The organism is Streptomyces sp. TLI_185, from assembly GCF_003814765.1.
GTDB lineage: Bacteria > Actinomycetota > Actinomycetes > Streptomycetales > Streptomycetaceae > Streptomyces.
The window spans coordinates 395,045-421,742 of sequence record NZ_RKRB01000001.1; the positions used below are offsets into that span (position 1 = coordinate 395,045).

Annotated in this window: 23 protein-coding genes; 7 read left to right on the forward strand and 16 right to left on the reverse strand. The window is 69.8% G+C overall.

Annotation, left to right across the window (positions count from 1 at the left end):
* Nucleotides 1-98 precede the first annotated feature (98 nt).
* The 7 genes from EDD92_RS01795 to EDD92_RS01820 form a co-directional block, all read right to left on the reverse strand.
* Nucleotides 99-857 (reverse strand): hypothetical protein, encoded by a 759-nt coding sequence (locus tag EDD92_RS01795; protein ID WP_123962536.1) that lies wholly within the window; start codon nt 855-857, stop codon nt 99-101.
* A gap of 113 nt (nt 858-970) precedes the next feature.
* The gene (locus tag EDD92_RS01800; RefSeq protein WP_123962537.1) at nt 971-2,218 is read right to left on the reverse strand and encodes an MFS transporter; all 1,248 of its coding nucleotides are present in this window, start codon (nt 2,216-2,218) and stop codon (nt 971-973) included.
* A 305-nt stretch (nt 2,219-2,523) separates the two neighbouring features.
* Entirely contained in the window at nt 2,524-4,089 is a 1,566-nt protein-coding gene (locus tag EDD92_RS01805; RefSeq protein WP_123962538.1) for a cellulose binding domain-containing protein, read from the reverse strand.
* A gap of 258 nt (nt 4,090-4,347) precedes the next feature.
* The gene (locus EDD92_RS49715; protein ID WP_185123900.1) at nt 4,348-4,512 is read right to left on the reverse strand and encodes a hypothetical protein; all 165 of its coding nucleotides are present in this window, start codon (nt 4,510-4,512) and stop codon (nt 4,348-4,350) included.
* A 132-nt stretch (nt 4,513-4,644) separates the two neighbouring features.
* On the reverse strand, nt 4,645-5,121 hold the full coding sequence (locus EDD92_RS01810; RefSeq protein ID WP_123962539.1) for a hypothetical protein: 477 nt from the start codon (nt 5,119-5,121) through the stop codon (nt 4,645-4,647).
* Nucleotides 5,122-5,254: 133 nt separating this feature from the next.
* Nucleotides 5,255-6,262 (reverse strand): NADP-dependent oxidoreductase, encoded by a 1,008-nt coding sequence (locus tag EDD92_RS01815; RefSeq protein ID WP_185123901.1) that lies wholly within the window; start codon nt 6,260-6,262, stop codon nt 5,255-5,257.
* 192 nt (nt 6,263-6,454) lie between these two features.
* Nucleotides 6,455-7,159 carry a TetR/AcrR family transcriptional regulator gene (locus tag EDD92_RS01820; RefSeq protein ID WP_221268071.1) on the reverse strand — a complete coding sequence of 235 codons (705 nt, stop codon included), beginning with the start codon at nt 7,157-7,159 and terminating at the stop codon, nt 6,455-6,457.
* A gap of 142 nt (nt 7,160-7,301) precedes the next feature.
* Between EDD92_RS01820 and EDD92_RS01825 the strand changes: the two genes are divergently transcribed.
* The 3 genes from EDD92_RS01825 (at nt 7,302) to EDD92_RS01835 (ending at nt 10,579) form a co-directional block, all read left to right on the forward strand.
* A complete protein-coding gene (locus tag EDD92_RS01825) occupies nt 7,302-8,354 on the forward strand; it encodes an alcohol dehydrogenase catalytic domain-containing protein (protein WP_123962540.1) in 1,053 nt (350 codons plus the stop codon).
* A gap of 153 nt (nt 8,355-8,507) precedes the next feature.
* Nucleotides 8,508-8,966, forward strand: coding sequence for a DUF485 domain-containing protein (locus EDD92_RS01830; RefSeq protein ID WP_123962541.1), 459 nt, complete (start codon nt 8,508-8,510; stop codon nt 8,964-8,966).
* A complete protein-coding gene (locus EDD92_RS01835; protein WP_123962542.1) occupies nt 8,963-10,579 on the forward strand; it encodes a cation acetate symporter in 1,617 nt (538 codons plus the stop codon). Before EDD92_RS01830 ends, EDD92_RS01835 begins: the two co-directional genes overlap by 4 nt.
* A 45-nt stretch (nt 10,580-10,624) precedes the next feature.
* Here the strand turns inward: EDD92_RS01835 and EDD92_RS01840 are convergent, their stop codons facing one another.
* From EDD92_RS01840 to EDD92_RS01865, 6 genes are all read right to left on the reverse strand, one after another.
* The gene (locus EDD92_RS01840) at nt 10,625-13,045 is read right to left on the reverse strand and encodes a SpoIIE family protein phosphatase (RefSeq protein ID WP_185123902.1); all 2,421 of its coding nucleotides are present in this window, start codon (nt 13,043-13,045) and stop codon (nt 10,625-10,627) included.
* 852 nt (nt 13,046-13,897) lie between these two features.
* Nucleotides 13,898-15,175 carry an ABC transporter substrate-binding protein gene (locus EDD92_RS01845; RefSeq protein ID WP_123962546.1) on the reverse strand — a complete coding sequence of 426 codons (1,278 nt, stop codon included), beginning with the start codon at nt 15,173-15,175 and terminating at the stop codon, nt 13,898-13,900.
* Nucleotides 15,176-15,180: 5 nt separating this feature from the next.
* The gene (locus EDD92_RS01850) at nt 15,181-16,401 is read right to left on the reverse strand and encodes a branched-chain amino acid ABC transporter permease (protein ID WP_123962547.1); all 1,221 of its coding nucleotides are present in this window, start codon (nt 16,399-16,401) and stop codon (nt 15,181-15,183) included.
* On the reverse strand, nt 16,398-17,279 hold the full coding sequence (locus tag EDD92_RS01855) for a branched-chain amino acid ABC transporter permease (RefSeq protein WP_123962549.1): 882 nt from the start codon (nt 17,277-17,279) through the stop codon (nt 16,398-16,400). Before EDD92_RS01855 ends, EDD92_RS01850 begins: the two co-directional genes overlap by 4 nt.
* Nucleotides 17,280-17,284: 5 nt before the next feature.
* Entirely contained in the window at nt 17,285-18,088 is an 804-nt protein-coding gene (locus EDD92_RS01860; protein ID WP_123962551.1) for an ABC transporter ATP-binding protein, read from the reverse strand.
* Nucleotides 18,085-18,843 carry an ABC transporter ATP-binding protein gene (locus tag EDD92_RS01865; protein ID WP_123962553.1) on the reverse strand — a complete coding sequence of 253 codons (759 nt, stop codon included), beginning with the start codon at nt 18,841-18,843 and terminating at the stop codon, nt 18,085-18,087. Before EDD92_RS01865 ends, EDD92_RS01860 begins: the two co-directional genes overlap by 4 nt.
* A gap of 188 nt (nt 18,844-19,031) precedes the next feature.
* Here EDD92_RS01865 and EDD92_RS01870 point away from each other — a divergent pair, with 188 nt between their 5' ends.
* From EDD92_RS01870 to EDD92_RS01880, 3 genes are read left to right on the forward strand one after another with little or no spacing between them, the layout of a single operon-like run.
* A complete protein-coding gene (locus EDD92_RS01870) occupies nt 19,032-20,327 on the forward strand; it encodes a CdaR family transcriptional regulator (RefSeq protein WP_123962555.1) in 1,296 nt (431 codons plus the stop codon).
* Complete coding sequence (locus tag EDD92_RS01875) at nt 20,324-20,989, forward strand: TetR/AcrR family transcriptional regulator (RefSeq protein WP_221268073.1); 666 nt, start codon at nt 20,324-20,326, stop codon at nt 20,987-20,989. Before EDD92_RS01870 ends, EDD92_RS01875 begins: the two co-directional genes overlap by 4 nt.
* A 54-nt stretch (nt 20,990-21,043) precedes the next feature.
* Nucleotides 21,044-21,694, forward strand: a complete 651-nt coding sequence (locus EDD92_RS01880) for a dihydrofolate reductase family protein (protein ID WP_123962557.1) — start codon at nt 21,044-21,046, stop codon at nt 21,692-21,694.
* Here EDD92_RS01880 and EDD92_RS01885 read toward each other — a convergent pair.
* Both EDD92_RS01885 and EDD92_RS01890 read right to left on the reverse strand, forming a co-directional pair.
* Nucleotides 21,672-22,028 carry an SDR family oxidoreductase gene (locus tag EDD92_RS01885; RefSeq protein WP_260326280.1) on the reverse strand — a complete coding sequence of 119 codons (357 nt, stop codon included), beginning with the start codon at nt 22,026-22,028 and terminating at the stop codon, nt 21,672-21,674. The genes EDD92_RS01880 and EDD92_RS01885 overlap by 23 nt on opposite strands.
* Before the next feature lie 78 nt (nt 22,029-22,106).
* Complete coding sequence (locus EDD92_RS01890; protein ID WP_260326281.1) at nt 22,107-22,934, reverse strand: alpha/beta hydrolase; 828 nt, start codon at nt 22,932-22,934, stop codon at nt 22,107-22,109.
* Between the two features lie 974 nt (nt 22,935-23,908).
* On the opposite strand from EDD92_RS01890, the gene EDD92_RS01900 reads away from it, so the two are divergent.
* A complete protein-coding gene (locus EDD92_RS01900) occupies nt 23,909-24,418 on the forward strand; it encodes a hypothetical protein (protein ID WP_123962559.1) in 510 nt (169 codons plus the stop codon).
* Nucleotides 24,419-24,456: 38 nt separating this feature from the next.
* Here EDD92_RS01900 and EDD92_RS01905 read toward each other — a convergent pair whose 3' ends face one another.
* Complete coding sequence (locus EDD92_RS01905; RefSeq protein ID WP_123962561.1) at nt 24,457-26,604, reverse strand: MMPL family transporter; 2,148 nt, start codon at nt 26,602-26,604, stop codon at nt 24,457-24,459.
* Nucleotides 26,605-26,698: the final 94 nt, after the last annotated feature.

Consider the following 26,698-nt stretch of genomic DNA (forward strand, 5'->3'; position numbering starts at 1 on the left):
ACCGCTCTGACCAGCGTAAACACGCTTGAGCGGCAGCATCGACCCGCGCCTGCCGCAGACTGGGACCGGGTAGGACGGCATCCGCCGTGTCCGGTCGATCAGCTCGCCGGCCCCTTCTGCTCGGCTCGGGGCTTTGGTCTGTCGGGTGGGTCGAGTGTGAATACGGTGATCCACTCGGCGTCCGCGGCGTGGTAACCGAGGCCGGTCAGAGTCTCGGAGGCGGCGCGCATGTGCCCGGCGCCGTAGACGACGGCGATGGCGAACGGGCCGGTCCGTCCGGCGTACCCCCGGTCGAAGTCGGTCAGGGCCTTGGCCAGCAATCGGTCGCGGCGCCGGAGAACCAGGTCGTCCAGGCCCGGCCAGAAGTCCGCCACGGCCTGCTCGCTCTCGCTCATCAGGTCCTCGACGGCGAGGTGCCGGGCGAGCCAGCGACGCGTCCCCAGCAGACGCATGGCGGCCGTCATGGCCGGCACTACTGTGGCCACCATCGCGCGTTCCTTCAGTGGCAGCCGACGGAACCCTTCTTGGAACTGCGCTCCGCTCATGTCGGGGCACACCACGGGGAGTCCGAGCGCCTCGTAGTCGATGTCCTGCACGACCAGACCCAGGCGTTCATGTCCGTCGAGTCGCTCGTACGACGCGACCAGGGCGTCGGCGCCGGGCGAGCCTTCCCCAACGCCCTCGGCGACCACCAGGTCGCAGTCGCGGCGCAGGCGTGCCGCCACTTCCCGGTAGAAGGCTGCCTCCCCGAGGTGAACCATGGGAAAGAGCACAAAGGTCAGCCCCGTCTCCGGCCGCGTGAACCTGATGACGGCCGATCGCACCCCGGCCAGACCGGTCACCTCGATGAACTGCACACCCGCCCCCTTCGCGCCTGCCCCTCCCCCACAACCACGCCAGGACCGCCTGTGAGGGTTGCTTCTGGCTCGCTCTTACGGGCCATCACCCATGGGGCGCCGAAGGCCGGCGGCTACCCCAGCTCTCCCGGCGTTCCCGAGGGTTGGGCGGCCGCGGTGGCGTGTCCCGCTTCCGTCGAGGCTTCTGCGGCGAAGGAAGTGATCACCTCGGAGCGTCGGCCGCCCCGGTCCATGAGGCCGCCCGTGAAAGCGAGGCCGAGGCCCGCCACTGCGAGGGCGGCGCCGACGAGGTTGGGGGAAGCCCAGCCCCAGCCCGCGGAGATGGCCAGTCCGCCGAGCCAGGCGCCGCCCGCGTTGGCCAGATTGAAGGCGGAGTGGTTGGAGGCCGCTGCCATCGTCGGCGCGTTCTTCGCCTTGGCCATGAGAAGCATCTGGACGGGCGTGGTGACGAAGGCGCCCATCGCACCGATGAAGGTGATCGTCACCAGGGCCGGGACGGTGCTGTGGACGGTGAAGTAGAAGGTCACCAGGGCTGCGGCGAGCAGGGCGAGGCCCCCGTAGAGCGTCGGGCGCAGGGCACGGTCCGTGAGGGGGCCTGCGATCAGGGTGCCGAGCGTCATGCCGACGCCGTACAGCGCGAGGACCAGGGTGGTCGAGGAGTCGGAGATGCCCGTCAGGTGCGTCAGCATCGGCACCAGGTAGCTGTAGACGGCGAAGAACCCGCCGAATCCCACCACGGCCGTGGCCAGGCCGATCGCGACCTGCCTGTTCCCCATGGCCCGCACCTCGTGCCGGATGCCCGACTGGCCGCCTCGTGGCTGGTGGGGGACGAAGAGGGCCAGCGCGGCGAGGGCGACGAGGCCGATGACGGCGACGGCACCGTAGGCGGACCGCCAGCCGAGCTGCTGACCGAGAGCGGTGCCCGCCGGCACGCCGACGATGTTCGCGACGGTCAGTCCGAGGAACATCTTGGAGACGGCGCGCGCAGCTCGCTCGGGGGCGACCAGCCGTGAGGCGACGACCGCGCCGACGCCGAACAGTGCGCCGTGCGGCAGCCCGGCCAGGAAACGCGCGGCGAACAGCAGACCGAAGTCGGGTGCGAAAGCGGACGCGATGTTGCCGACCACGAACAGCCCCGACAGGAGCAGCAGGAGCCGTTTGTGCGGTATGCGTGCACCGATGCCGGTCAGTACGGGGGCACCGACGACGACACCGAGCGCATACGCCGACACGAGGTTGCCGGCGTGCGGCACCGACACACCGACGCCGTCGGCGATCTGGGGCAGGAGGCCCATCGTGGCGAATTCGGTGGTGCCGATGCCGAAGGCGACGACAGCCAGGGCCAGCAGAGCCAGAGGCATGGTGCAGGTGAACCTTTCAACGCAAGCAGTGCAGGGACGAGGGAGCGGAGAACCGCCGAGGTCGTCCAGATCCCACGGCCGGCCGCGTCGAGCACCATTGCCCTGCGCACCCCCAAACAGGGCAAGCCCATGAACGATGCAGCAGCGGCAGGAGACCGCGCATTCCAAGATCGAGCCGCACTCCGACGTGATCTACGTCATGGCGGTTCCGGCCGGCGAAGAGCGACGTGTCGCGTCCGACCGGCCGGAACCGTTGCGTCGATCAATCGTCCCGCGCCCGCGCGGGGCAGCGTGCGGAGGCAGCTTCAGCCGGTGTAGGCGGCGAAGATCTTCGCGAACTCGTAGGGGGACTGCGGGATGTTGGTGCACTGGTAGAGCGCGCCCGTGCAGGCGTTGCGGTCGCGGGTCGCCTCCCAGAACGCGAGCTCTCCCAGGTGCCTGCCCTGGGCGAAGGAGACCAGTTGGCGGGCGTCGGCCTGGTCGTAGATGTGGCCGTCGTCGTTCTGTCCCAGCATGGGCGTCACTCCGACCATCGCCCAGAGCTGGGCGTCGGTCTTGCCCGGGAAGAGCGACTTCAGCTGGGTGAAGGTGCTCTGTGCGGCTTGGACGGCGGCGTCGCCGTAGTCGACGCTGCGGTAGTAGTCCATGGCCATCACGTTCACCACGTCGACGTCGACTCCGGCGTCGCGCGCCGACTGCACCACGTTCAGGCCGTCCGAGGTCAGCCCCTCCGGGAGGACCGGCAGTGTGAGCGAGATCCGCAGCCCCGGGTGGGCCTGCTGCAGGCGCGCCAGGGCCTGGGAGCGGCGGGCGACGGAGGCGGGGTCCGCGGAGGCCGCGCCCTCGATGTCGAAGTCGACGTACTTCAGGCTGTAGGCGGTCACCACCGCGTTGTACTCGGCGTACAGCGCGTCCACCGAGCCACAGGCCTGGGCCAGTTCGATTCCGCTGGCGCCGCCGAAGGAGACCTTGACGTCTCCCCCGGCGGCCCGGATGGCGTCGATCTGGTCCTTGGCCCAGGCGTCCCGCGGGTCGTAGGCGTTGAACCACATCGCCTTGCAGCCGGAGGCCGTGATGAAGGCCATCGTGTAGCTCTTCACGCCGCTCGCGGAGGCCATGTCGGGCATGCTCGGCGTGGGCCACGCCCCCATGTCGATGTACGGCGCGGTGAACAGACCGCCGCTCGGCTGCTGACCGACGGCGGAGGTCGTGCCGCTGACGGCCGCGGAGTAGGCGGACACGTTGCCCGCGGCGTCGCGGGCCCGCACGCGGAAGGCGTAGCTCGTGGCGGCCTGCAGGCCGGTGGCCGTGTAGGAGGTGCCGGTCACAGTGACGGGCGTGCCGCCGTCGCGCGAGATCTCGTAACCGGCGACGGACCCTGAGTCGTCGGTCGCGGCGCTCCACCGCACGGTCAGGGAGGAGGAGGTCGCGGAGCCGACGGTGACTCCGGCCGGGACACTGGGCGGTGTGGTGTCGGTGCTCGAACCGCCCGTGCAGGACGCACCGTTGAGCTTGCAGCCGGTGGGCGTTCCGGTGCCGTTGGACACCCATCCGAAGGAAGTGGAGGCACCCGGCGCCAATGTGCCGTTGTACTCACGGTTCTTGAAGGTGTAGTGGTTGCCGCTCTGGGTGAGCAGTGCGTCCCAGTACGAGCCGACGGTGGTGCCGGAGGGCAGGTCGAACTCGACACTCCAGCCCGACAGGGTGGTGCTTCCGGCGTTCGTGATGGTGTACGCGCCCTGGTAACCGCCGTCCCACGTCGACGTCTTGGAAAAGGTGGCGTCCGGTGTGCCCGCCGCGGAAGCGGGTGGGGCCAGGACCAGGAGGAGCAGCCCCGCGAACAGGGTGAGAAGTACCGACGGTCTTCGCATGTGCTGCCTCCACTGGGGGGTGGGCGCCGGCTTGGCGCATGAAGCCGCAGAGTTGGTCCATACCAATCCTCTGGCATGTACATACCGAGCGACGGGACGGCCGTCAAGCCATACGCCCGGCGCCGACGATCGCGGCCCGGAACCTGCCGAGTGCAACCTGCTGGCGGGCGGTGGCGCGGGAAGTGTTCCTCGATGCCCTGGCCGAGGACGACACGGCCGGGGGCGGACGCTCTCACGGGCGCTGATCCCGCTGCCGACCTACCGCAGAACCCCGGGTCCGGACGCCTCCAGGGGCCGGACCTTGAGGTCTCCGGCTGCGGCGATGCCCTGCCTGCCGCGTGCGAGGTCGCGGATCACAAGGCGCATCGCGCGGGCGGAGTGGCGGCCGCCGCGCACCATCATCGAGGGTTGGACAAGGGTCACTGGTGCTCCGTTCACAGGGCGGTGTACGCGGACCGCCAACACGTCGAGGCGCGCGGTACTGGTGGGGTCATCGCCACTCCAGCCGATCTCGGCGCGGCCCCGCGGGATCGCAAAGAGGTCGAGGCGGGAGGCCTAGGTGAGGTCGTTCGCGACGTTGACCGTGCCGTTGCGCAGGGCCCAGCAGGTGCCGGGCCGGGTCTCCAACTCCACCCACTCCCCGGCCCGCAGCGACAGACCGAGTCCGAGAACGCGGCCGGTGACGGTGTTCCAGATCCGAGGCGTCGCGACCGAACCATGGACGCGCATGAGGAAGTCGGAGACGTCGTCCAGGGCCGCCCGAGCTGCCTCGAGCGCGGCGGCGGCCTCGTCGGCATGCTGGGCGGCCCGCTCGTCGTCGGGGTTCGCCTCGGCGAGGAAGCCGGCCCGCCGGGCGGCCTGCTCGGCGTCCTCGAACCGCTGCCCGAGCTGGTCGTCGTCACAGATGCGCAGCTTGTTCTGTGGCCGGGCGCGGCGGCGCAGGCGTTCCCTCTTGGCCGCCCATGCCTTCTCCGCCGCCGACCTGGCGGCGGAGGGAGACGGCGGGCGCTTAGTGGGTGCTGGGCGCAACACGCTCAGTCAGCACCGAACCAGCACCGCGTTCTCCTCGGCCGCGAGCGAGGTGGATGTTCCACGGGGACAGCCGTCGGCCGCCCGGCTGAGCACGGGATGACCGTCTTCGACGTCCGGCTCGGCCTGACTGCGGTCATTCGAGCTCCAGGACGAGCTTGCCGACGTTCTCTCCGCGGAAGAGCATCTGCAACGTCTCGGGGAAGTCGTCCACGCTCCCCCTCACCACATGTTCCCTGACCTTGATGCGGCCGGCGCCGATCCAGGCCGAGATGTCCTGCGCAGCCTCCGCGTAGCGCTTGGCATAGTCGAAGACGACGAAGCCCTCCATGCGGGCGCGGCGCACCAGCAGGGAGAGGTAGTTGGAGGGGCCCTTGACCGGCGTGTCGTTGTTGTACTGGCTGATCGCACCGCAGACCACGACCCGCGCATGCATCGCCAACCGGGTCAGGGCGGCGTCGAGGACGTCTCCGCCCACGTTGTCGAAGTAGACGTCGATTCCGTCGGGGGCCTGCCGGTGCAGCGCTTTCCTGACGTCCTCGGCGCGGTAGTCGATCGCCGCGTCGAATCCCAGTTCGTCGGTGAGCAACGCGCACTTCTCCGGCCCGCCTGCGACGCCCACGACCCGACAGCCCTTGGCTTTCGCGATCTGGCCCACGATGGTGCCGACCGCTCCGGCCGCCCCCGACACCACGACGGTCTCGCCGTCCTTCAGCGCCCCGACGTCCAGCAGACCGAAGTAGGCGGTCATGCCGGGCATGCCCAGCGCGCCCAGATACGTCGAGGGCGGGGCGAGGGAGGTGTCGATCTTCATGGCGCCCCGACCGTCGGAGACCACGTACTCCTGGACGCCGAAGGTGCCGACCACGTGATCACCCGGCTGGAAGTCGGGGTGGTTGGAGGCGGTGACCTCGACGACCGATCCGGCGCGCATCACCTCCCCGATACCCACCGGCGGCAGATAGGAGGGACGGTCGTCCAGCCAGCCCCGCATGGCGGGGTCCAGGGAGAGGACCCGTGTGCGGCCCGCGAACCGGCCCGGACCCGGCTCCTCGACGGGACCTGAACAGTGCTCCCAGTCCTCGGGTTTCACTTCGCCCACGGGGCGGGCTGCCAGACGGATCTGACGGTTGGTCGCAGACATGGCGTCTCCTGTCGTTCGCGGCTCCGCCGAAGGGTACCGACCAGTTGGTATGCCCGGTGCGTGACGTTCACCACATGCCATTCGTGACCCTGCCTTCAGCGAACCGTGGGCAGGAAAGTCCCCGGGTGAGATGGCGCGGGGGCCGCGAGAACCGGCCCAGTGCGGGGGTCGTCGCCTGCGGGGCCGGACGGTTCAGCGCGTCGGGGTCTGCGGCTGGTCCTTCCCCTTCCCACCCCGCTCGTGCAGCAGTCGTGCGGTCTGCTCGGACACCGGCGCGGCCAGCAGTGCGGTGACCAGGTCGATCAGTCGACTGGTGAACAACCGGTCGTCCCTGCGAGGGCGGGCAGCGGCCCGGGCGGCGAGTTCGGCGTGGCAGAAGCGCATGGCGGTGAAGCGGCTGTGGAACACCGTGGTCGACTCGGCAGCCAGCAGGGGCTGCACCAGGCGCCGCCAGGGATGGATGCTCGACCCCTTCGTCACGACGACCTCGACCAGGGGTTCGGGGCGGTTGAGCAGTTCGGCCACGATCTGCAGGAACTCGCGGCCGCCGTCGGGGTCTGCGAGTTTCGCAGCGACCGGCAGCACCAGTGCGGCGGCGAGGGACCGGAGGTCGGCAGCACCGCTGTCCTCGTACTGCTGCAGCAGTACCTCCCGGCGGGCGTCCACTGCAGGAAGGTGCTTGTCGAGTACCGCCCGCAGGAGACCCGCCCGGTCGCCGAAGTGGTACTGCAGGGCCATCGCGTTGCGCTGACCGGCGGCCCGCTTGATCTCGTTGAGCGACACACCGTCGACGCCCTTCGCGGCGAACAACTGCTCGGCGGCCCGGATGAGTGTGCCGCGAGTGTCACCGGCTTTCCGGCTCCGAGGCGACGTGGCCTGCGTCTCATGTGCTGTCACGGGTGCCCATGCTAGCGTCGCCACGCCGAAGTAATACGGGCGCATTAATGTCTGATAAAAGCGCCTTGGCGCGTTGTACGTCCCCACTCCGGAATCCCTGTTCTGCGCGGGCGCCGCCGTGCGCCCGGAATGGAGGCAGCCAGTGAAGGCACTGACCTACCAGGGCCCCCACGACATCCACTACGGCGACGTCCCCGACCCCGCCGTCAGCAGTCCCACCGACGCGGTCGTCCAGGTGACCATGGCCGGTATCTGCGGCAGCGACCTGCACATCTACGGCGGCAATGGGTTCAGCCCGGACACCGGTTACACCCCGGGACACGAGTGCGTCGGCGTGGTGGTCGACACCGGCGACCAGGTCACCCGTTTCCGGCCCGGCGACCGCGTCCTGGTTCCCGCCTCGGTCGGCTGCACACTGTGCGCGACATGCGCGCGGGGATTCACCGCCAGGTGCGAGCGAGCCCACGCCCCGACGGACCTTTGCTACGGCGTGAGCCCGCGCCTCCCGGGCAGTCAGGCCCAGGTCCTTGCTGTGCCCCATGCCGAGATCAACCTGGTGCATCTGCCCGACGGCATCTCCGACGAGGCCGCCGTCGTCCTGACGGACAACGCCCCCACGGCCTGGTACGGCTGCCGTCGAGCCCGTATCCAGCCCGGTGAAACGGTCCTGGTCATCGGCCTGGGCCCGGTCGGCCTCATGGCCGCGCAATCCGCCTTCGTGATGGGCGCCGCCCGTGTGCTGGGCGTGGACCTGGTCGCGGAGCGCCGTGCCTTCGCCGCCACCCTCGGCGTCGAGCCGGTCGAGGGCGAGGACGCCCGAACGGCCATACGGGAGATGACCGCGGGACGCGGACCGGACGCCGTGGTGGAGGCCGTGGGCTCGGACGCCACCATCGAGCTCGCCCTCAAAGCCGTTCGGCAGGCAGGTCGGGTCAGCGTCATCGGCGTCAGCCAGAACAAGGCCTTTCCCTTCCACATGGGACTGGCCCAGATCAAGGAGCTCCAGTTCGCCATCGGGCTGTGCTCGATCCACTACGAGCTCCCGGCCCTGATCCCCCTCACCCAGGCCGGCCGGATCACGCCGGAGGTCGTGGTCTCCCACCGCTTCGCCCTCTCCCAGGGCCCCGCCGCGTACGAACTGTTCAACAGCCGCGCCGCCGGTGTCCGAAAGATCCTTCTCGACCCTACCCGTTGACCAAGAAGTCGATCCCCATCCGGGCAGCCGCATCGACCCCGAAACGTGACCCACCACGGACTTACAGGCATTCCAACCAGTCGGTATGGTGCGCCGGCTGAACCATTTCCCCGTTCACCTCCACGGATCCGAGCCGTAGTGGAAGGCCAGGCGATGACATACCCCGACGAGAACCGGTATCGGCCATCAGCACCACCGGGATGGCCCCTGCCCCACACCGATCCCCAGTCGTACGGGTACGACGTCCCTCGCCACGACCCGTACGGGCAAGCCCTTTGGGACGAGCCGTATGCGCAGGAGACTCATCGGCACAGTGCCGACCTCGCCGCCCTCCGCTCGGCCTACCGCCTGCTCCGCCGGACCTCCACGCTTGCCGCGCTCGGCTCCTTCGTGGCGTATGTCGTGCTGTCCTGCTTCGCGCCAGGCCTGATGGGCTCCAAGATCGCCGGGGAGTTGAGCCTGGGTATGGCCCTGGGGGTCTTCCAGCTCGTCGTCACCTTCGCGGCGGTCTTCTGGTACGGACGCAGCGCACAACGCTCGGTGGATCCCTTGGCCCGCGCCGTCAGGGAACAGGCGGTCCCCGCCGGCCGCAACGCATGGACGGCGAGATGAACGACTACAGCTCCGGCACCCAGGCCACCGTCCTCCTTCTGTTCACCACGCTGGTCACCGTCACGCTGCTGATGTGCGTGATGGCAGGACCGGACCGCGACGACCTGACGAACTTCTACACCGGCTACCTCACGCTCACCCCGTTCAAGAACGGCCTGGCCATCGCGGGCGACTACATCTCCGCGGCCACCGTGCTGAGCACCACCGGCATCGTCGCGCTCGCCGGATACGACGGCTACGTCCTTGCCGTCAGCACCGCCTTGTCTCTGGTGCTGCTGATGTTCCTGCTGGCCGAACCACTGCGCAACGCCGGGCGATTCACCATGGGCGACGTCCTGGCCCGCAACATGCCCGGACGGGCCGTGCGCATCGCCGCCTGCGTGGTGACGCTTTCGGCGACCCTGCCCTTCCTGGTCGTCCAGCTCTCCGGCGCCGGGTCACTGCTCACGTTCATCCTGAACCTCCCCCACGTGGCCGGCGCCAGGACGGCGTGCATCGTCATCATCGGCACCCTGATGATCATTTACGCGGCGCTCGGCGGGATGAGAGGCACCGCGCTCATCCAGATGATCAAGATAGTCATCCTGCTCGGCACCAGCGCCGTCGTCGCCGCTCTGGTGCTGAACCGCTTCGGCTGGAGCCCCGGCAACGTGCTCAGGGCCGCCCAGCACGGCAGCGGCGCGGGCCCCGCCTTCCTCCAGCAGGGCCTTCAGTTGGGCACCTCGGCCGTTGACCGGCTGGATTTCATCAGTCTCCAGATCACCGTGGTCCTCGGCGTGGCCTGCCTGCCCCACGTCACGATGCGTCTGTACTCCGCTCGGGACGTGCCGGCCGTACGTCGCTCCCTGTCGTGGGCGGTCGGCACGGTCACCACGTTCTGCCTGCTCGTCATCATCATGGGTACGGGCGCGGCGGCGCTGGTGGGATCGCAGTACATCACCGCGGCCGACCCCCAGGGCAGGACGTCGGTGCTCATGCTGTCGCAGGTACTCGGCGGGGCACACGGTTCCGCGGGCACGACGATTCTCTACTCGGCCGTGGCGGGCATGGTGTTCATCACCCTGCTGTCGTCGGTCGCGGGCATGACTCTGGCCGCGGCCTCGTCACTCGCCCACGATCTGTTCGCCCATGCGGCGCGTCGGGGCCAAGCCGATCCACGCACGGAGATGACGGTGGCGGCGTGGACGAGCGTGGCCGTGGGAACCCTTGCCATCGGACTCTCCACCCTGGTCCAGGACTGGAACGTCGGCGTGCTGACCACTCTGGCCATCTGCATAGGGGCATCGGCGGTGGCACCCGCGCTCACCTACTCCCTGTTCTGGCGAGGATTCACGCGCAGCGGCCTGCTCGCCTCCCTCTACGGCGGCGCGGCCTGCGCGCTGCTGCTGATGGTCTTCTCCAAGGCCGTTTCGGGCACGCCGTCCGCCGTCTTCCCGAACGCCGACTTCGACCTCTTCCCCATGCAGTCCACCGGCCTGGTATCCGTCCCGTTCGGCTACCTGGCGGGCTGGCTGGGCAGCCGTCGGGACCACCGGCGCCGGGCCGCCGACAGCCTGGAGAACCGGCGGCTGTACGAGGAGAGCGAGGCACGGCTGCTCGCCGCAGCCGAATGACCACGACGGCGGGGGCCTGGGGTCACCCGGCAAGACCCGAGACGGTCAGGTGAACGTGTCTGCCAACGGTTGTTCGGTCCACACGGTCTTGCCCTCGCGGGTGTAACGGGTACCCCAGCGTTCGGCCATCTGGGCCACCAGGAACAGGCCGCGCCCGCCCTCGTCGGTGGTACGGGCGCGGCGCAGGTGGGGTGAGGTGTGGCTGGTGTCGCTGACCTCGCACACCAGACACCGTTCACGGATCAGCCGCAGGGTCGCAGGGCCGCCGGCGTACCGGTAGACGTTGGTGACCAGTTCGCTGGCGATCAGCTCGGTCGTGAACGCCAAGTGCTCCAGACCCCATTCGCTCAGCTTGGCCGAGGTCAGTGCCCGGGCCCGGGCGGCGCTGGCAGGCTCCAGCGGCAAACGCCAGGAGGCGACATTGTCCGGTGGCAGCATGCGGGTGCGGGCGACCAGCAATGCGACGTCGTCGCTGGGGCGCGATGGCACGAGCGAGTCGACCACCGCCTGGCATGTCCGTTCCAGCGCGTCCGCGGGGCGGGTGAGCGCGTCGCACAGCTTGGTCAGGCCGACGTCGGCATCGATGTTGCGTTCGCCGATGAGTCCGTTGGTGTACAGGCACAGCAGGCTTCCCTCGGCCAGTTCGACGTCCCGGGCCTCGAACGGCAGGCCGCCCAGGCCGAGCGGTGGGCCGGCGGGCAGGTCCAGCGGAGTCACGTGTCCATCGGGAGCGGTCACCACGGGCGGCGGGTGGCCGGCGCGGGCGACGAAGCACCGCCCGGAGACCGGGTCGTACACGGCGTAGAGGCAGGTGGCACCGACGACCTGCTCGCCCACGGGCCTTTCACCGGCTGCCTCCTGTTCCGCCGCCAGCAGGATGACCAGGTCGTCCAGACGGGAGAGGACCTCGTCCGGTTCCAGGTCGAGACTGGCGAGCGTGTGTACGGCGGTACGCAACCGGCCCATGGTGGCGGCGGCGTGGATGCCGCGTCCCACCACGTCCCCGACGACGAGGGCGACCCGGGCCCCGGACAGGGGAATGACGTCGAACCAGTCACCGCCCAGGCCCGGGGCCGCGCTGGCCGGCAGATAGCGCAGGGCCACCTCGACGGCCGACTGGTCCGGAACCGCCCGGGGCAGAAGGCTGCTCTGCAAGGTGAACGCGGTCTGCTGCTGCTGGGTGAAGCGCCGGGCGTTGTCGATGGCGACAGCGGCGCGCGAGGCGAGTTCCTGGGCGAGGGTGAGATCGTCCGCCTCGAAGGGATCGGGGCGGCGCGAACGCCACAGGGTCATCACGCCCAGCACCAGGCCCCGCGCGGCCACAGGGACCACGATCAGCGAGTGGGCGCCCACATCAGGAGCATGGGCCCCCTGGTGGCCGCTCGTCGAGAACCAGTCGGGCGGGAGGACCGGTTCCAGGACGGGCCGCCCTTCGGCGAGGCATCTGGCCTGGGGGGTGTCCGGCGCGAATTCCACCGGCTCGCCCTGTGGGTGGGGCGGGCCGGCTTCCTGGGCACCGACACCGCAGGCGCCCACGCGTACCACCGGCCCTGCCAGGACCTCCGCCAGTTCCTCACCGCGCGTCACGGGCCGAAGCAGGTCCACTGACGCATGGTCGGCGAGGTGAGGCACCATCACCTCGGCGAGTTCCCGGGCCGTCTCCGCCACCTCAAGGGTGGTTCCGATACGGCTGCCGGCCTGGTCGAGGAGCGCGAGCCGACGCTGGGCCCGATGGCGTTCGGTGATGTCCTCGATCATCTCGGCCACGCCCAGAATGCGACCGGAAGGATCCTCCATCGGGAAGGACGAGACCATCGCCACCCGCTCTCGCGCAGGGTCCTGCTCCAGACGGACGAACTGCTCGGAGTAGACCGATGGCCTTCCGGTGTCGATCACCTGGCGCACACGGTCCACGGCCCTGCGTGCGTCATCGGGAAGGAGGAAACAGCCGGTGGGCAGCCCCCGAAAGTCCGCTGCCGGTACGCCGCTGAAGCGTTCGATGGCCCGGTTGACCCGGAGAAGCCTCAGGTCGGGGCCGTGAACGACCAGGCCGATCGGGCAGCGGCGGTACAACCCGTCGAGGACCGCGCGGTCCCGTTGCCACTCCAGGACGTCAGCCTCACGTGCCCCGGCAAGCACCCACTCGCGGACCCGGCCATCGCGTGAGAGCGCATCGGCCCTGAGTCCCAGCTCCATGAGCCGCCCGTCGCGGTGCCGCACCGTGAGCATCCCGGACCAGCCGCCGGCTCTCCTGCAGCTCGCCGCGGCCTCCTTGACAGCCGGCAGATCGCGGGGATCGACAAGGATCTCGGACGCCGGACGACCGATCACGGCTGTGTCCGGATAGCCGAGCAGTTCCTGAGCCCGCCGGTTCCATCCGATCACGGTTCCCCGGTCGTCGAGCACCGCCAAAGCGGCGAGGTGCAGGGCGAACGGATCGTCGTGGCTTTCGCTGTGCTCCGTCATCCGCTTCTCCACCGCTGGACACCACCTTGTCCTCGGTCGCCGCTGATCTGCCTCGGTCCGCCACGGCCGGTGCCCGGCGTGACGGTGTCCGGGTCGGTGGCCAGGCGTTCCACCATGCAACGCCGACTGCAGATGCCACGTAAACCCATTGAACCCGGTGAGGCCGCGGCCTCGCCCGCCGTGAAGCACGGTGTGGCGGGCACGGGTAGCCCGACGGCAGGCCTGATGGCCCGCTCATCAGCGAATTCGAGGGGGCCTGCCTGGGGCAGGGTCTGCCGCCCGGCGCTCATGCCTCGAACGCGTACGCTCAGCCGCCCGGATACTGGATCAGACGTTGAGCGGCTGGTGCCATGACGGGAGGTTCGCCCGGCGCTCAGCGCGCGATGGCACGGACGCGGCGGACACCGCTCGCGGTGCGGCTCCTCCGCGCCGACCGGGCGGGACAGACGTCCACGTCCCGTGATCACGACGAACGGACGGACCGTGACGCCGTCTGACGCAGCTCGACGGCGCGTTGCGCACGAAAGCGGGCGACGGTGAACGGCGCCGACGGCGAGTCGGAACCCCGAGACCTCTGCGAGGTGGTGCGGTTGGTGACCGTGGGCGTGCGGCCCGGTGGGCGGCGAGCAGCCGCTCAGCGCACCTCCGGGCCGCAAGGGAGCCGACTCGTGCACGGTGTGCCACGTCGAGTGATCCCGGGTGGGGATACGCCTGGTGGAGACGTCCCCCGAGCGGCCAGGCAAGCCTCCGGTCGTCGGTGTACCGGCACCCGCGCAATGCTCCGGGCGCCGGTGACAGGGCGGGGGCGGTCCTCCAGGGGTCAGGGCATCGACCGGGACCGCCCCCGCCGGCTCACTTCGCCAGTGGTCCGAACTCCGAGCGGGTGTCAACCGGCTTGCCGAACAGCTGCCACCGCTCGCCCTTGAACCGCATCAGCTGCATCGTCTCGATCGGGAAGGCGTCGCCCTGGCCCGTGGACAGGGTGACCCCGGGCAGCAGCATGTTCACCTTCACGTCCTTCAGGTTGCGCACCGCGTCCCGCAGACCCTCCCTGGTCGGGCACTTCATCGCGTCCAGGGCCTGGTGCAGGCTGGATGCGGCGGCCCAGCCGTAGGCGTTGAACTGGTTGGCCGGGTCGGCGTCGGGGGCGTACTCGTGCATGGCGTTCGTGTACGTCTTCATCTCGGGGTCATTCGCCCACTGCGGGTCGGCGGGGTCCTTGAAGTAGGTCGCCGAGACCACGCCCTGAACGTTCTTGAACCCGACGGGCTGGAGCACGGCGGCGGACGAGGCCACGTTGTTGACGATGTGCAGCGGGTTCCACTTGGTGTTCTTGGCATCGGCGGCGAGGGCCTGGCTGCCGAACTTGGGCGTGGTGATGTTGAGCAGCACGTCCGCCTTGGAGCGGGCGAGGTTGGCCATCTGTGCGGAGACGGAGGGGGCGGTGACCTCGTAGCTCTCCTTGGCGACCACCTTGATGCCGCTGCCGGCGACGGCCTTCTCGAACCCGCCGAGCAGGTCCTTGCCGAAGTCGTCGTTCTGGTAGAGGACCGCGACCTCGGCCTTCGGCTTCTCGTCCTTGAGGTACTTGGCGTACACCCGTGCCTCGGCCACGTAGTTGGGCTGCCACCCGATGGTCCAGGGGTGCTTGTCGTCCGTGCCCCAGACGGAGGCGCCCGTGGCGACGAAGGGCTGCGGCACCTTCTGCTTGTTGAGGTAGTCCCACACGGCTGCCGTGGACGGGGTGCCCAGGGTCTGGAACACGGCGAAGACCTTCTCCTGCTCGACCAGTCTGCGGGCCTCCTCGACCGCCTTGGGCGGCTGGTAGCCGTCGTCGCGGACGACGAACTCGACCTTGCGGCCGTCTATGCCGCCGTGGGCGTTGACGTACTTGAAGTGGGCGGCCACGCCCTTGCTGATCGTGCCGTACGCCGAGGCCGGTCCTGACAGCGGGTAGATCCCGCCCAGCTTGATGGTCGTGTCGGTGATGCCGGTGGTCTGCTGGCCCTTGCAGGCACCGCCGGCGGCGGTGTCCTGGTCGTCCTGGCCTCGCTGGCTGCCACAGGCCGTCGCGGCGAGCAGGGCGGCGGCAGCGGCCGCGGCCGCCCGCAGAGCGGTGGTCTTGCGCATGTGATTCATTCCTTTTCCGTGCGGGGCGGTGCGCCCACGGGTTCGGCGTCGACAACTGCGGGGTCCGCGGCGGTGTGGGGCGCGGAGGGGTCGGATGTGGCCTGGGTCTTCGGCTCTGTATCGGGCGCGGGTTCGGCCTCGGGCGCTGGTTCGCGCTCGGCCACGGGTTCGCCCTCGGGCTCGGATTCGACCTCGGCCACGGATTCGGCCTCGGGAGTCCGGTCGAGGGCGGCCGTGGTGCGGGTCGGGCGACGGGCGACAGCGGCCAGGACACGGCCCGGCAGACCGGCCAGTCCCGTCGGGGCCACGAACATCACCGCGATGATCAGCAGGCCGAACACCACACCCGGTGCCGCCTCGCTGAGGTCCTGGGACACGCTCGGCACGTACATCACGAACGCCGCCCCCAGCAGGGGCCCGTACAGCGAGGCGAGTCCCCCGACCACCAGGCCGGCCAGCAGAGTGATGGACAGAACGAAGCTGAAGGAGTCGGGCGAGACGAAGCCGATCACCCAGGTGTACAGACACCCGGCGACACCCGCGAACATCGCGCTCCACGCGAAGGCGAGGGTCTTGTGCAGCGACAGCCGTACGCCCATGACCTCGGCGGCGCTCTCGTTGTCCCGCGCGGCGAGCAGTGCCCTGCCGGCCCGGGAGCGCAGCAGGTTGCGGGCCAGCAGCAGAGCCACCGCGGTGACGGCGAGGACGACGAAGTACATCCACTGGTCCTCGGCCAGCCCGCTCCACGCGGGCGGCTGTAGCTTGTCCACTGTCAGGCCCATGGAGCCGCCCGTCACCGGTTCCAGCCGCTTCAGCAGGGGCGGCAGGAACACCGCGAACGAGAGGGTGACCAGGGCCAGGTACAGCCCGCGCAGCCGCAGCGCGGGCACTCCGAAGCCGAGGCCCAGCAGGAAGCATCCGGCGGCCGCGGCCGGCAGCGTGGCCAGGTGCCCGGTGTCGTACCGGTCGAGCATGACCGCCGCCGTGTAGGCCCCCGCCGCGAAGAACGCGCCGTGCCCGAGCGAGATCTGCCCGCCGAAGCCGACCAGCAGGTTCAGACCGGCCAGCGCCACGGCGTACAGGAGCACCATGGTCAGCTGGAAGACCTGGAAGGGGGCGAAGTAGAACGGTGCGCCGACGGCGACCGCTGCCGCGAGCAGCACGGTGAGCGAGGCGCGCAGGCGCCGTGCCCGGTCCGTGCCGAGTGTGGCGATGATCGTGCTCATGCGCGTTCCACCGCCGCCCGTCCGAAGAGGCCCTGGGGCCGTACCAGCAGCACCGCCAGGATGATCACCAGGGGAACGCCCACCTTCAGATCGGCGCCGATCACATCGACGTACGCCCCGGTCAGCGTCTCGGCGACGCCCACGAACAGGCCGCCGACGACCGCTCCCGCGGGGCTGTCGAAGCCCCCGAGGGTGGCCGCGGCGAACGCGTAGATCAGCACCCCGCCCATCATGTTGGGCTCCAGGAACAGCAGCGGGGCGACGAGTACGCCGGACACGGCGCCGACGGTCGCGGCCAGCCCCCAGCCGAGCATCAGGACCCGGCCCACCCGGATGCCCGACAGCCGGGCGGAGGCCGGGTTGCAGGCGACCGCCCGCATCACCAGGCCGACGGAGGTGTGCTGGAACAGCAGATACAGCAGGCCCATCACGACGGCCACCACGCCGATGATCCCGAGAGTCGACCAGTCCACGCGCACCCCGGCCAGGTCGAGCCCGCCGTCGGGGAACGGCTGCGGGAAGTCCTTCACGGTGAACGACCAGATCAGGCCGGCCAGCGCGTTGACGAAGATGAACAGGCCGACCGTGACGATGACCACCGTCAGCTCGGGCGCGCCCTGCACGGGGCGGATGACGATCCGCTCGACGAGCATGCCGCCGGCGAAGGACACCGCGAGGGTGACCGGCAGTGCCAGCCAGAACGGCATCCCGGACGCCACCAGCTGCCAGGCGACGTAGGTGGAGAGCATGGCCAGCTCGCCCTGCGCGAAGTTGACGATCCCCGTGAACCGGTGGATCAGCACCAGGGCCAGCGCCAGGCTGGCGTACACCGCGCCGGAGCCCAGTCCTTCCACCACTTGTTGCAGAAGTTCGGTCACGGCGCTCACCCGGTCTTCCGGGAGCGGACGGAGACACCGAGGTACACCTCGGCGACCTGTCCGTTCTCGCGGATCTGCTGGGCCGGTCCGGACAGCACCAGGCGGCCGGCCTCCAGTACGTGCGCCCGGTGCGCGATGTCCAGCGCGAGCTGGGCGTTCTGCTCGACGACGACCACGGTGGTGCGTTCCTCCTCGTTGACGGCACGGACGATCTCGAACAGTTCGCGGGTGACCAGCGGCGCGAGCCCCAGGGACGGTTCGTCCAGGAGCAGCAGCGAGGGACGCAGCATCAGCGCTCTGCCGATGGCGAGCATCTGCTGCTCCCCGCCGCTGAGGCTGCCTGCGGCCTGACCTGACCGCTGGCGCAGTTTGGGGAAGTAGCCGTAGATCCGTTCCAGGTCGGCCGCGACGACCGCGCGCTGGGCACGGCCCCGCAGGAGACCGGTGCGCAGGTGGGCGCCGATGCGCAGGTTCTCCTCGACGCTCAGCTCGTTGAAGGTGCCTCGGCCCTCGGGCACATGCGCCACACCCAGCCGGGCGGCCTGCTCGGGCGAGCGGCCCAGCAGCTCCGTACCGTTCAGGGTGATCGAGCCTCGGCCGCGGACCATGCCGCACAGGGCCCGCAGCGTCGTGGTCTTGCCCGCGCCGTTGGGCCCGAGGATCGCGCACACCTCGCCGCGGGCGACGGAGAAGTCGAGGCCCTGGAGCACGCGGGCCTGGCCGTATCCGGCGTGCAGGTCGGAGACCTCCAGGAAGTCCGGCTCCGCACTCTCCGCGGACTCGGTGGGGTCGGTGGTGGGCTCGCTCATGCAGCCACCCCCAGGTACGCCTCGATGACCGCCGCGTCGCGCTGGATCTCCTCGGGGGAGCCCTCGGCGATCCTGCGGCCGAAGTCGAGGCAGACCACCTTGTCGCACAGGCCCATCACGAAACCCATGTGGTGTTCGACCACCACGAGGGTGAGGTCGAAGTCCTGGCGCACCGACCTGACCAGATCTGCGAATTGGTCGACCTCGCCGTGGCTGAGCCCGTTGACGGGTTCGTCGAGCAGCAGCAGCCGGGGCCGTACCGCGAGCGCCCGGGCGAGTTCGACGCGTTTGAGCGTGCCGAACGGCAGCCCGGAGGCGGGGTGGTCGGCGACGTCCGCCAGGCCGAGTCGCCGTAGCAGGTCGTCTGCCTGCTCACGTAGTTCCCTCTCTTCTCGCCGGACGCGGGGCAGCCGGAGCGCCGCGGCGAGGTGTCCGGTGCGCCCCCGGCTGTGGGCGCCGACCATGACGTTCTCCCGGACCGTGAGCCGGGGGAACAGGCCGAGGTTCTGGAAGGTGCGGGCGATGCCGCGCCCGGCCACGGCGTGCGGCGGAAGGGCGAGCAGGTCCTCACCCTCGAGCAGCACGGTTCCCGCATCGGGGGTGCAGCGCCTGGTGAGGCAGTTGAACAAGGTGGTCTTGCCGGCTCCGTTGGGCCCGATGAGCCCTACGGCGGTGCCCGGCTCGACGGTGAACCCGACACCGTCCAGTGCCGTGATCCCGCCGAAACGCACGCTGATACCGTCGACCGCGAGCATGAGTGACGCCCTTTCCGACGTGCTGGGTGGTGGGCGAGCGTCACAGTAGGTGGGGGTGTTCGGGGCGCACATTGGGTGTGAGCACCCAACTTCTCGGTCGCCTACTTGTGCGCGGCGCACAGGTTCCGGCGTATGTCTCACCCCGAGCCTGTTGACGGAGCACGAGTCGGGCGGCGACGATCGGCGCCATGCCGCGCGGTCCCGCTCTGGGCATCCCCCGACTCTCCGAACCGCTCCGCCGGGAGCGGCGGCGGATCCTGCACGCCGTCCACGACCGGATCGTGGAGGTGGCGGAGACCGCCGTCGAGGTGATGCGCGCGGAGATCCCGTCGTACGCGCTGCAGGACGAGCGGTTCTTCCACGACGTACGGGATCAGGTGCTCGAGCACTACCGGATGCAGTTGGCGGCGCTGGCCGGCGACCGGGACATCGCCCCCGAAGACCTCGTGTTCAGCCGCGGGGCAGCGATGCGCAGAGCCCGCGCGGGGTTCGCCCTGGAGGACTGGATCAGTGCCTTCCGAGTCGGCCGGCAGGTGCTGTGGGACGCGCTGCTGGACTGCGCGGGCACGTCCGCCGAGGCCCAGCAGGCCGCGCTGTCCCTCGTCACACCGCTGATGCGGTATGTCGACTACGCGAGCACCCATGCCGCGCAGGCATACGTCGAGTACCAGCAGCACGTGGTGGCGGACGCGGACCGGGAGCGCCGGGACCTGCTGGACCAGCTCCTGGCCGGCGTGGCACCGACGCGCGGTCCGCTGTCCGCGGCGGCGCAGGCGTACGGCATAGGACCGGCCTCGCAGATGATGACGGTCGTGGCGGTGTGCGTCGGCGACACCCGCACCGGGGACCTCACCTCGGCCGAGAGCGGGTATGCGACCAGCGCGTCGATCAGCGTTGCCGGGCCCTGGGCCGGCAGAACCCTGGTCGTCGTGCGCCACGACGAGGTGGTGGCCGTGCCCGTGGTCCGGGCCGGCATGAACGCGGAGGACATATGCGCCCACTTCGAGGCCGTGCAGCGGCGGCTCGCGCGGGAGGGAACCATGCTCTCCATGGGCATCAGCACGGTCGCACAGGGCGCGTCCGAACTGCCGCGCGCTTACACGGAGGCGCGGGCCGTCCTCGACCTGGTGCCGAGCGGGGGCGGGGTGGCGGCGCTGCCGCGGCTGTCCCCGTTCGACTACCTGGCGCTGCGCGCCGACGACCTCGCCCGCCAGCTGGTCGACCCCCGTGTGCGGGCGCTGCTGGAGGAGGACCGCAGACGCGGCGACACGCTGGCCGCCACCATCCGGGCCTTCGCAGAGGCCGATCTCAACCTGCGGCTGGCCGCCGACCGGCTGCAGGTGCACCACAACACGGCGCACTACCGGCTGCGCCGAATCGAGGAACGCACCGGCCGCAATCCGCGCCGGATCGCCGACCTCCTGGAACTGCTGGTCGCCCTCGCCATCCGCGACGGGGCCGGAGAAGGCGGGGATCGTCAGTGAGCGGCATCGTGGAGTCCGCCGGGACCGAGCCGGCGCGTCAACTGCCGGAGGAGCAGGCGGGCATGGGTCTGTCGGAGGGCGACGCCGGTCAGGACCGCTCCATCCGCCGTGCGCTGCTGGACGCCGCGCTGGAGGTGTTCACCGAGCGCGGTTACACCGACGCCGGCCTCACCGAGATCGCGGCACGCTCCGGCATCCCGGTGGGCAGCCTCTTCCAGCACTACGGAGGAAAGCGCGGGCTTTACCTCGCCCTATGGGAGGAGTTCCGGGAGGAGCAGGAGCGCCGCACCGCGGCCACGCTGACCGCCGAGCGCGCCCGTGGCGTGAACGACCCCGCCGCCCTCTTCGTGGCGGGATCCAGGGCGTACCTGGAGGGCGCCTGGGACAACCGGCGGCTCGGCAGACTCCTCGTGGAAGACGACGGCCCGGCGGGTTTCGACGCGCTGCGTCGCCAGTGGGACCGCGCGTGGGTACGGCGCAACGCCCGGCTCCTGGAGGTGGACGAGCAGCGACGCGCCGGTCGGGTCCGGGTGAGCGTACTGACCACCGTCATCGGAGGGGCGGCGCGCGAACTGGGCGACTGCCAGGACGAGACGGAGGCCCGGGAGATCGTGGACGAGGTGTGCGGCATCCTGATCCATCTGTCGGCGCCGCCTGGCTGAAACGCCCCGCGCATGGATATGTCGTAACCAGCGGAAGGAAAGGAGTCGCCAGCCATGTCACTCGCCCGCGTCCACAACTTCGCCATCTCGCTCGACGGCTTCGGCACCGGTGAGGGTCTGAGCCGTGACGCGCCGTTCGGCCATGCCGGCGAACGGCTGCACGAGTGGATGTTCACCACCCGGTTCTGGCACGAGATGACCGGCAAGCCCGGGGGGACCGTCGGCCTCGACGACGCCTTCGCGCGACAGTTCACACCAGGGATCGGCGCCGAGATCATGGGCGCCGGGAAGTTCGGCCCACCCGGATGGCACGAGGACCCGGAGTGGGAGGGGTGGTGGGGGCCCAACCCGCCCTTCCACACACCGACCTTCATCCTCACCCATCACCCCCGTGGGTCGATCGAGATGGAGGGCGGCACGACATTCCACTTCCTCGACGCTTCGCCCGCCGAGGCGCTCGAGGCGGCCCGTGAGGCTGCGGGCGGCCAGGACGTACGCATCGGCGGCGGGCCCACCGTGATCCGCGACTTCCTTGCCGCCGGGCTCATCGATCACCTGCACGTCGTGGTGGTCCCGCTCCTGCTCGGCCGCGGCGTACGCCTCTGGGACGGGCTGGAGGGCCTCGAGAAGGAATACGAGGTCGAGGCCGCCTCCTCGCCCACCGGAGTCACGCATCTGACGTTCACCCGTGCGGGACGTCCGTAGCCGCTCTGAACGGAAGCGCGTCACCGAGGAGCTGGCCGCCGTCGATCACCATGGTCTCACCGGTGATCCAACTCTCCGCGTCCGAGACGAGAAAGGCGACCGCCGAGGCGATGTCGGCAGGCTCCCCGATGCGCCCGAGCGCCGTAGCGGAGGAGACGGCTTGCTCGTGCTCCTTCCACAGCGCCTCGGCCGGCTTGGTGCGCACCACGCCTGCTGCCATCGCGTTGACGCGGACCTTCGGCGAGAGCTCCAGGGCCAGTTGCCTGGTCAGGTGGATCAGCGCGGCCTTCGAGGCGTTTGTACAGACCGATGTTCGCCTCGAAGGCCATGCCACCGACGGAAGCGGTGTTGACGACGGCGCCGCCGTGCTCGCCCATCCAGGCCCGGGTGGCCAGGCCCGCTGTGGATCTGCTCATTCGCCGCTGGGAGTGGTGAGGGGATACAGCGTGCGCAGGCCCTCGTTCAACGCGTACGACAACGCCGACCCATGGGTCTGCCTCGGGTACAGGCGGGAGGTGAGCTCCAGGGACGGGTAGTTGCGCAGCCGCAGCAGCTGTGACATGCGGGTCATCGACCCGACGATGTCGGCGGCGGCCACGTAGGGATCGGTGAGCTCCGCCTCGCCCGCGCCGAGGAACACCTTCGCCGCCAGGTCGTCGTGGGTCGTGGCGTAGTCGGCCTCCAGCGTGAACAGCAGATCCTCACATCCGCTGAGGGCAGGGCTGCTGGCCAGATAGCGGCCGAAGGCCGCCGGCCGGGAGAACAGGGCGAAGCCGACGAAGTGTCCGCCGCCGGAGAATCCCACGAGACCGTGGTCGTCGTCGAACCTGAACTCGGTCGCCAACCGCGGGCGCAACTCGTCGACCAGGAACGACAGCAGCCCATCGGCTCCCCCGCCGCCCGTCGGCATTTCGCTGGACAGTGCTTCCATACGCGCACCGCCGGGCCCTGCATTGACCCATCTCGGCATCGGATAGAAGTCGTGTGTCCGACGCGCTCCGAACTCGGCGGGATCGCTCTCGTCGGGAGCGCCGACGCCGATCACGATGAGCTCGGCGATCTCCTGCACGGTGTGGAGCCAGTTCATCAGGCCGACGGTGAGCGGGAAGCTGAGGGACGCGTCTGTCACCCACAGGACGGGGTAGCTGCGGTCACCGTGCTCGTACGACGGGGGGAGCGCGATGCGCACGTCATGCGGCCAGGGCACATCGCTCCCCTGCATCCGTCTGGTGGACAGCACCTGATATGTGTGCCGGGGCAGGGACACAACCACCTCCTGCTGAAGCCAAAGTTCGGACATTCGATCAGGGGTTCTTCACGTGTCGGAGAGCGCTTTGGCCAGCCGACGGTCGAGGGGCTGCACACCGAGCGGCCCATTGCCGGGTCTCTCACTCTGGCTCCGGACGGGCCCCGGCACGTTCGGCATTGACCCTAATCCCATCTGCTCGGCGGGCACGGCCGATGTGCCGGCCTGCCCCGCCGGCACGTGTGCTGTTGTCGGCAGGTGACCACAGACGCACAAGTCAGCGAGCTACTGCCTGCTACCAGGCGAGTCGACCTCGACTCCCCCTGACCAGCAACAACGGCAGGTTGGAAAAGGCTCAGTGGCACCCGCCGCCTCCCAATCGTCGGCCCGACCGATGATGTGGACGCGACAGACGCGGCAGCGGTCAGAACGTCCTCGTGTTGCTGCTCCGGCGACGACGTGGCGCGTTTCATCCGCGACAGCCGTCGCACGCCGAGCAGGCACTTCCCGCATCCGTCGTAGGGGCGTTCGATCATGTTCAGGTCCGTACCGCGCAGGACTTCGCCGTTTCGAACACGCAAGGTACGGAGATTTGGCGGCCACGCCCAGGACGCTCTTGCTCAGCCCAGGAAGCTCAGTCGAATCTGACGGCTGACATTGTCTTTGTTGGTGACGACGAACCTCACGGGACTGCGGCCCGAATGGCGCCAGAGGGACCGTGCCGGCGGACGAGGTGTCGTCACGCCGCACGCCGACGAAGACGCTTCACGCGGCAGCGCGAACGTCACGACATGACGTGCGCAGGAGGGGCTACTTCCTTCCGCTTCCTGCTTCCCGCGCGCCATGACCGGCGCCTGCCGTCCTCGGGGCGGGCATTAACCCGGCAGTGCTGCTGTTGCACCACAGGACGCCTGCACAACAGCCCCGACCGGCGTCATCCCGGAACAGGCGAGAACGGAACGGGCGACATGAGCAACGCACAGGCCGGCAACCGCATACGGGCCGCTGCACCGGCTCCGGACAGCGACCTGCTCGAGCGGGTGCGCCGGCACCGGCGGCAGACCCTGGAACTGCTGACCGTCTGCGCCGTCGCTCTCGTCCCCTGGACCGTCCTGCTGGCGGTGACGCTGCCCTCCGGGTACCGGGTCCATCACTGGCGCGTCACGTGGGTGGGATTCGACGTCCTGCTCGTGGTCGCGATGGCGTCCACCGCGCTTCTCGGGTGGCTGCGGCACCGCGCCGTCATTGTGTCGGCTCTCGCCACGGCAGTGCTGTTGATCTGCGACTCGTGGTTCGACGTGTCCCTCGCCTTCGGCACTTCGGAAATCTGGCTGTCGGCGGCGCTCGCCGTGTTCGCCGAACTGCCTCTTGCCCTCTATCTGATCCGCCGGGTGATGGGGATGATCTCGTTGGCGCAGTGGCCCTACGCCAAGGCCGTGGAGTGCAGCGACGAGCAGGCCCCCGGCCTGGACGCCTGAAGGATCCGCGGCACGGCAGCCGTCTGCTCCGCCTGCGTTCAGCTCGTGGGCTGCTGTGCCCTGGGCTTCACTGCCTCCGGGTGCGGATACGACGGCGGCACACGCAGCAGCCGGGCCGCCCAGCCGGGCAGGTGCCAGTTCCACGGGCCGAACAGCGAGACCAGCGACGGAACCAACAACATCCGCACGATGGTCGCATCGAGAAGGATGCCGATACCAAGGCCCGTCGCCAGCGTCTTCAGATCAGTACCGGGGCCGGAGGCGAGCGCAGCGAAGGCGAGGAAGAGGATCAGCGCGGCGCTGGTGACCAGCCGGCCGGTGCGGCCGATGCCCTCGATCACGGCGGCGTCGGTGGAGCGACCGGTGTCGTACTCCTCGCGGATGCGGGAGAGGATGAAGACCTCGTAGTCCATGGACAGCCCGAACAGGAACGCGAAGACCATCAACGGGATCCAGAACGTGATCGCCCCGGTGGCCGCGATGCCGAAGACCGCGTCGGAGCCGTGACCGTCCTGCCAGAAGATCACCATGAGGCCCAGGGTCGCGGCGAGCGAGACCAGGTTCAGCAGGACCGCCTTGAGTGGCAGCAGCAGGGAGCGGAAGGCGCGCACCAGCAGGACGTACGTCAGCAGCGCGATGATCGTGAGCATCAGCGGGAAGTTGCCGTAGACGGCGTGCATGAAGTCGATCTGTGCCGCGCCGATACCGGCGACGCCGAGGACGCCGGGCAGGTCGTCGGCGGCGGTCTTGACCTGTTTGACCACGCCCACGCTCTGCGAGTTCACGGTCTCGTGGTCGGGGATGACGACGACGATGCTCTGCCCGGCGCGGTTGCCGGCCGGCCCGGACGGCACGAGCACGCTGCTCACACCGTCGATCCCGGCCAGCCTGGCGGCCGCCGTGCGGGCCTGGTCGGTGCGGACCAGGACCTCCATGGGGGTCAGGGCGCCGGTCGGCACACCCCCGCGCTCCAGGGTCTGCAGGCTCTCGTAGGCCGGGCCGCTCTTGGCCAGTGACTCGGAGGAGGCGAGGCCGATCTTGATGCCGAGGAAGACCCCGGCCAGGGCGAACAGTGCGGCCAACGCGGTGGCGGCCGCGATCCAGCGGCGTCGTACGACGGCGGCGGTCCACCGGCTCCAGAAGCGGCTGGCCCGGTTCTCGTGCCGGATCTTGGGCCAGTCGACCTTCGGCCCGATGCCGCCCAGGACGGCCGGGGTGAGCGTGAGCGTCGTCAGCACGCTTGCCAGCGGGATGAGTGCTCCGCCGTAGCCCATGCTCCGCATGAACGGGACCGGCAGGACCACCAGCGCCAGCAGACCGATCGCGACGGTGACGCCGCTGAACACCACCGCGTGCCCGGCGCGTTCCATCGCGACGACGACCGCGTCGTGGTTGTCCCGGCCGTGGTCGCGCTCCTCGCGCCAGCGGGTGACGAACAGCAGTGAGTAGTCGATCGCCACGCCCAGGCCGATGAGGGCGACCAGGAACTGCACGATGAACGACACATCGGTCGCATAGGTGAGCGGCAGCAGCATCACGAAGGTGGCGAGGATCGACACCGCCGCCACCACCAGTGGCAGCAGGGCCAGGAAGGACGCGAACACGAAGGCGAGTACGGCCAGAGCGCCGACAGCGCCGAGGAGTGTCTCCCCGAGGACGCCGGGCCCGCCGCCGTTGTCGCCGCCGGAGGCCAGCACGTCCTCACCCGTCACGCCGACCACAGCGCCCGCCGGGACGGCCTTCTGCGCCGCCGACCGGATCGGATCGGTCAGCAGCTTCTGGCTGGGTGACGGGTTGAACCGGTAGAAGACCAGGGCGTAGGCCGTGCGGTCGTCCTTCGTCCGGAACGCCTTGTCCCCGGTGTTCGCCTCGTCGATCACCCGCAGGCCGGGGACGGCTGTGCCTGCGGCTGTGAGCGCCCGCACGACATCCCTCTCGTGACCGGTGATGGTCTGTCCTGCGGGGAGTGTGACCGAGACCAGATAGGGGTTTGTGTCACCGCCGCTGCCGAAGGCACGCTCGATGCGGTGAGCCGTCACCGTGCCGGGCTGGCCCGGCAGGGAGAAGTCGATCGTCAGCCGGTCCGTCGTCCGGCCGGCCAGCAGGATGCCGGCGACGAGCACCAGTCCCCAGAACGCCACAACCGCCTTGCGATGCCTCAGAACGAACTCGGCCCACCGTCGCATGCCCGGACCTTCCCCACGTATAGGTTGCGGGAGTTTAGCGCTATGCCCCCTTCCTTCACTATCAGACGGATCGATGAAGTTTGATGCGATCCGT

Bases quoted from the DNA above. Each gene is read 5' to 3' on its own strand.
- EDD92_RS01835 (WP_123962542.1), top strand. From the start codon at position 8,963: ATGAACGACTACAGCTCCGGCACCCAGGCCACCGTCCTCCTTCTGTTC.
- EDD92_RS01815 (WP_185123901.1), bottom strand. From the start codon at position 6,262: ATGTCTGCGACCAACCGTCAGATCCGTCTGGCAGCCCGCCCCGTGGGC.
- EDD92_RS01865 (WP_123962553.1), bottom strand. From the start codon at position 18,843: ATGCTCGCGGTCGACGGTATCAGCGTGCGTTTCGGCGGGATCACGGCA.
- EDD92_RS01870 (WP_123962555.1), top strand. From the start codon at position 19,032: ATGCCGCGCGGTCCCGCTCTGGGCATCCCCCGACTCTCCGAACCGCTC.
- EDD92_RS01840 (WP_185123902.1), bottom strand. From the start codon at position 13,045: ATGACGGAGCACAGCGAAAGCCACGACGATCCGTTCGCCCTGCACCTC.
- EDD92_RS01805 (WP_123962538.1), bottom strand. From the start codon at position 4,089: ATGCGAAGACCGTCGGTACTTCTCACCCTGTTCGCGGGGCTGCTCCTC.
- EDD92_RS01900 (WP_123962559.1), top strand. From the start codon at position 23,909: ATGAGCAACGCACAGGCCGGCAACCGCATACGGGCCGCTGCACCGGCT.
- EDD92_RS01850 (WP_123962547.1), bottom strand. From the start codon at position 16,401: ATGAGCACGATCATCGCCACACTCGGCACGGACCGGGCACGGCGCCTG.
- EDD92_RS01800 (WP_123962537.1), bottom strand. From the start codon at position 2,218: ATGCCTCTGGCTCTGCTGGCCCTGGCTGTCGTCGCCTTCGGCATCGGC.
- EDD92_RS01860 (WP_123962551.1), bottom strand. From the start codon at position 18,088: ATGAGCGAGCCCACCACCGACCCCACCGAGTCCGCGGAGAGTGCGGAG.
- EDD92_RS01830 (WP_123962541.1), top strand. From the start codon at position 8,508: ATGACATACCCCGACGAGAACCGGTATCGGCCATCAGCACCACCGGGA.
- EDD92_RS01905 (WP_123962561.1), bottom strand. From the start codon at position 26,604: ATGCGACGGTGGGCCGAGTTCGTTCTGAGGCATCGCAAGGCGGTTGTG.
- EDD92_RS01880 (WP_123962557.1), top strand. From the start codon at position 21,044: ATGTCACTCGCCCGCGTCCACAACTTCGCCATCTCGCTCGACGGCTTC.
- EDD92_RS01845 (WP_123962546.1), bottom strand. From the start codon at position 15,175: ATGCGCAAGACCACCGCTCTGCGGGCGGCCGCGGCCGCTGCCGCCGCC.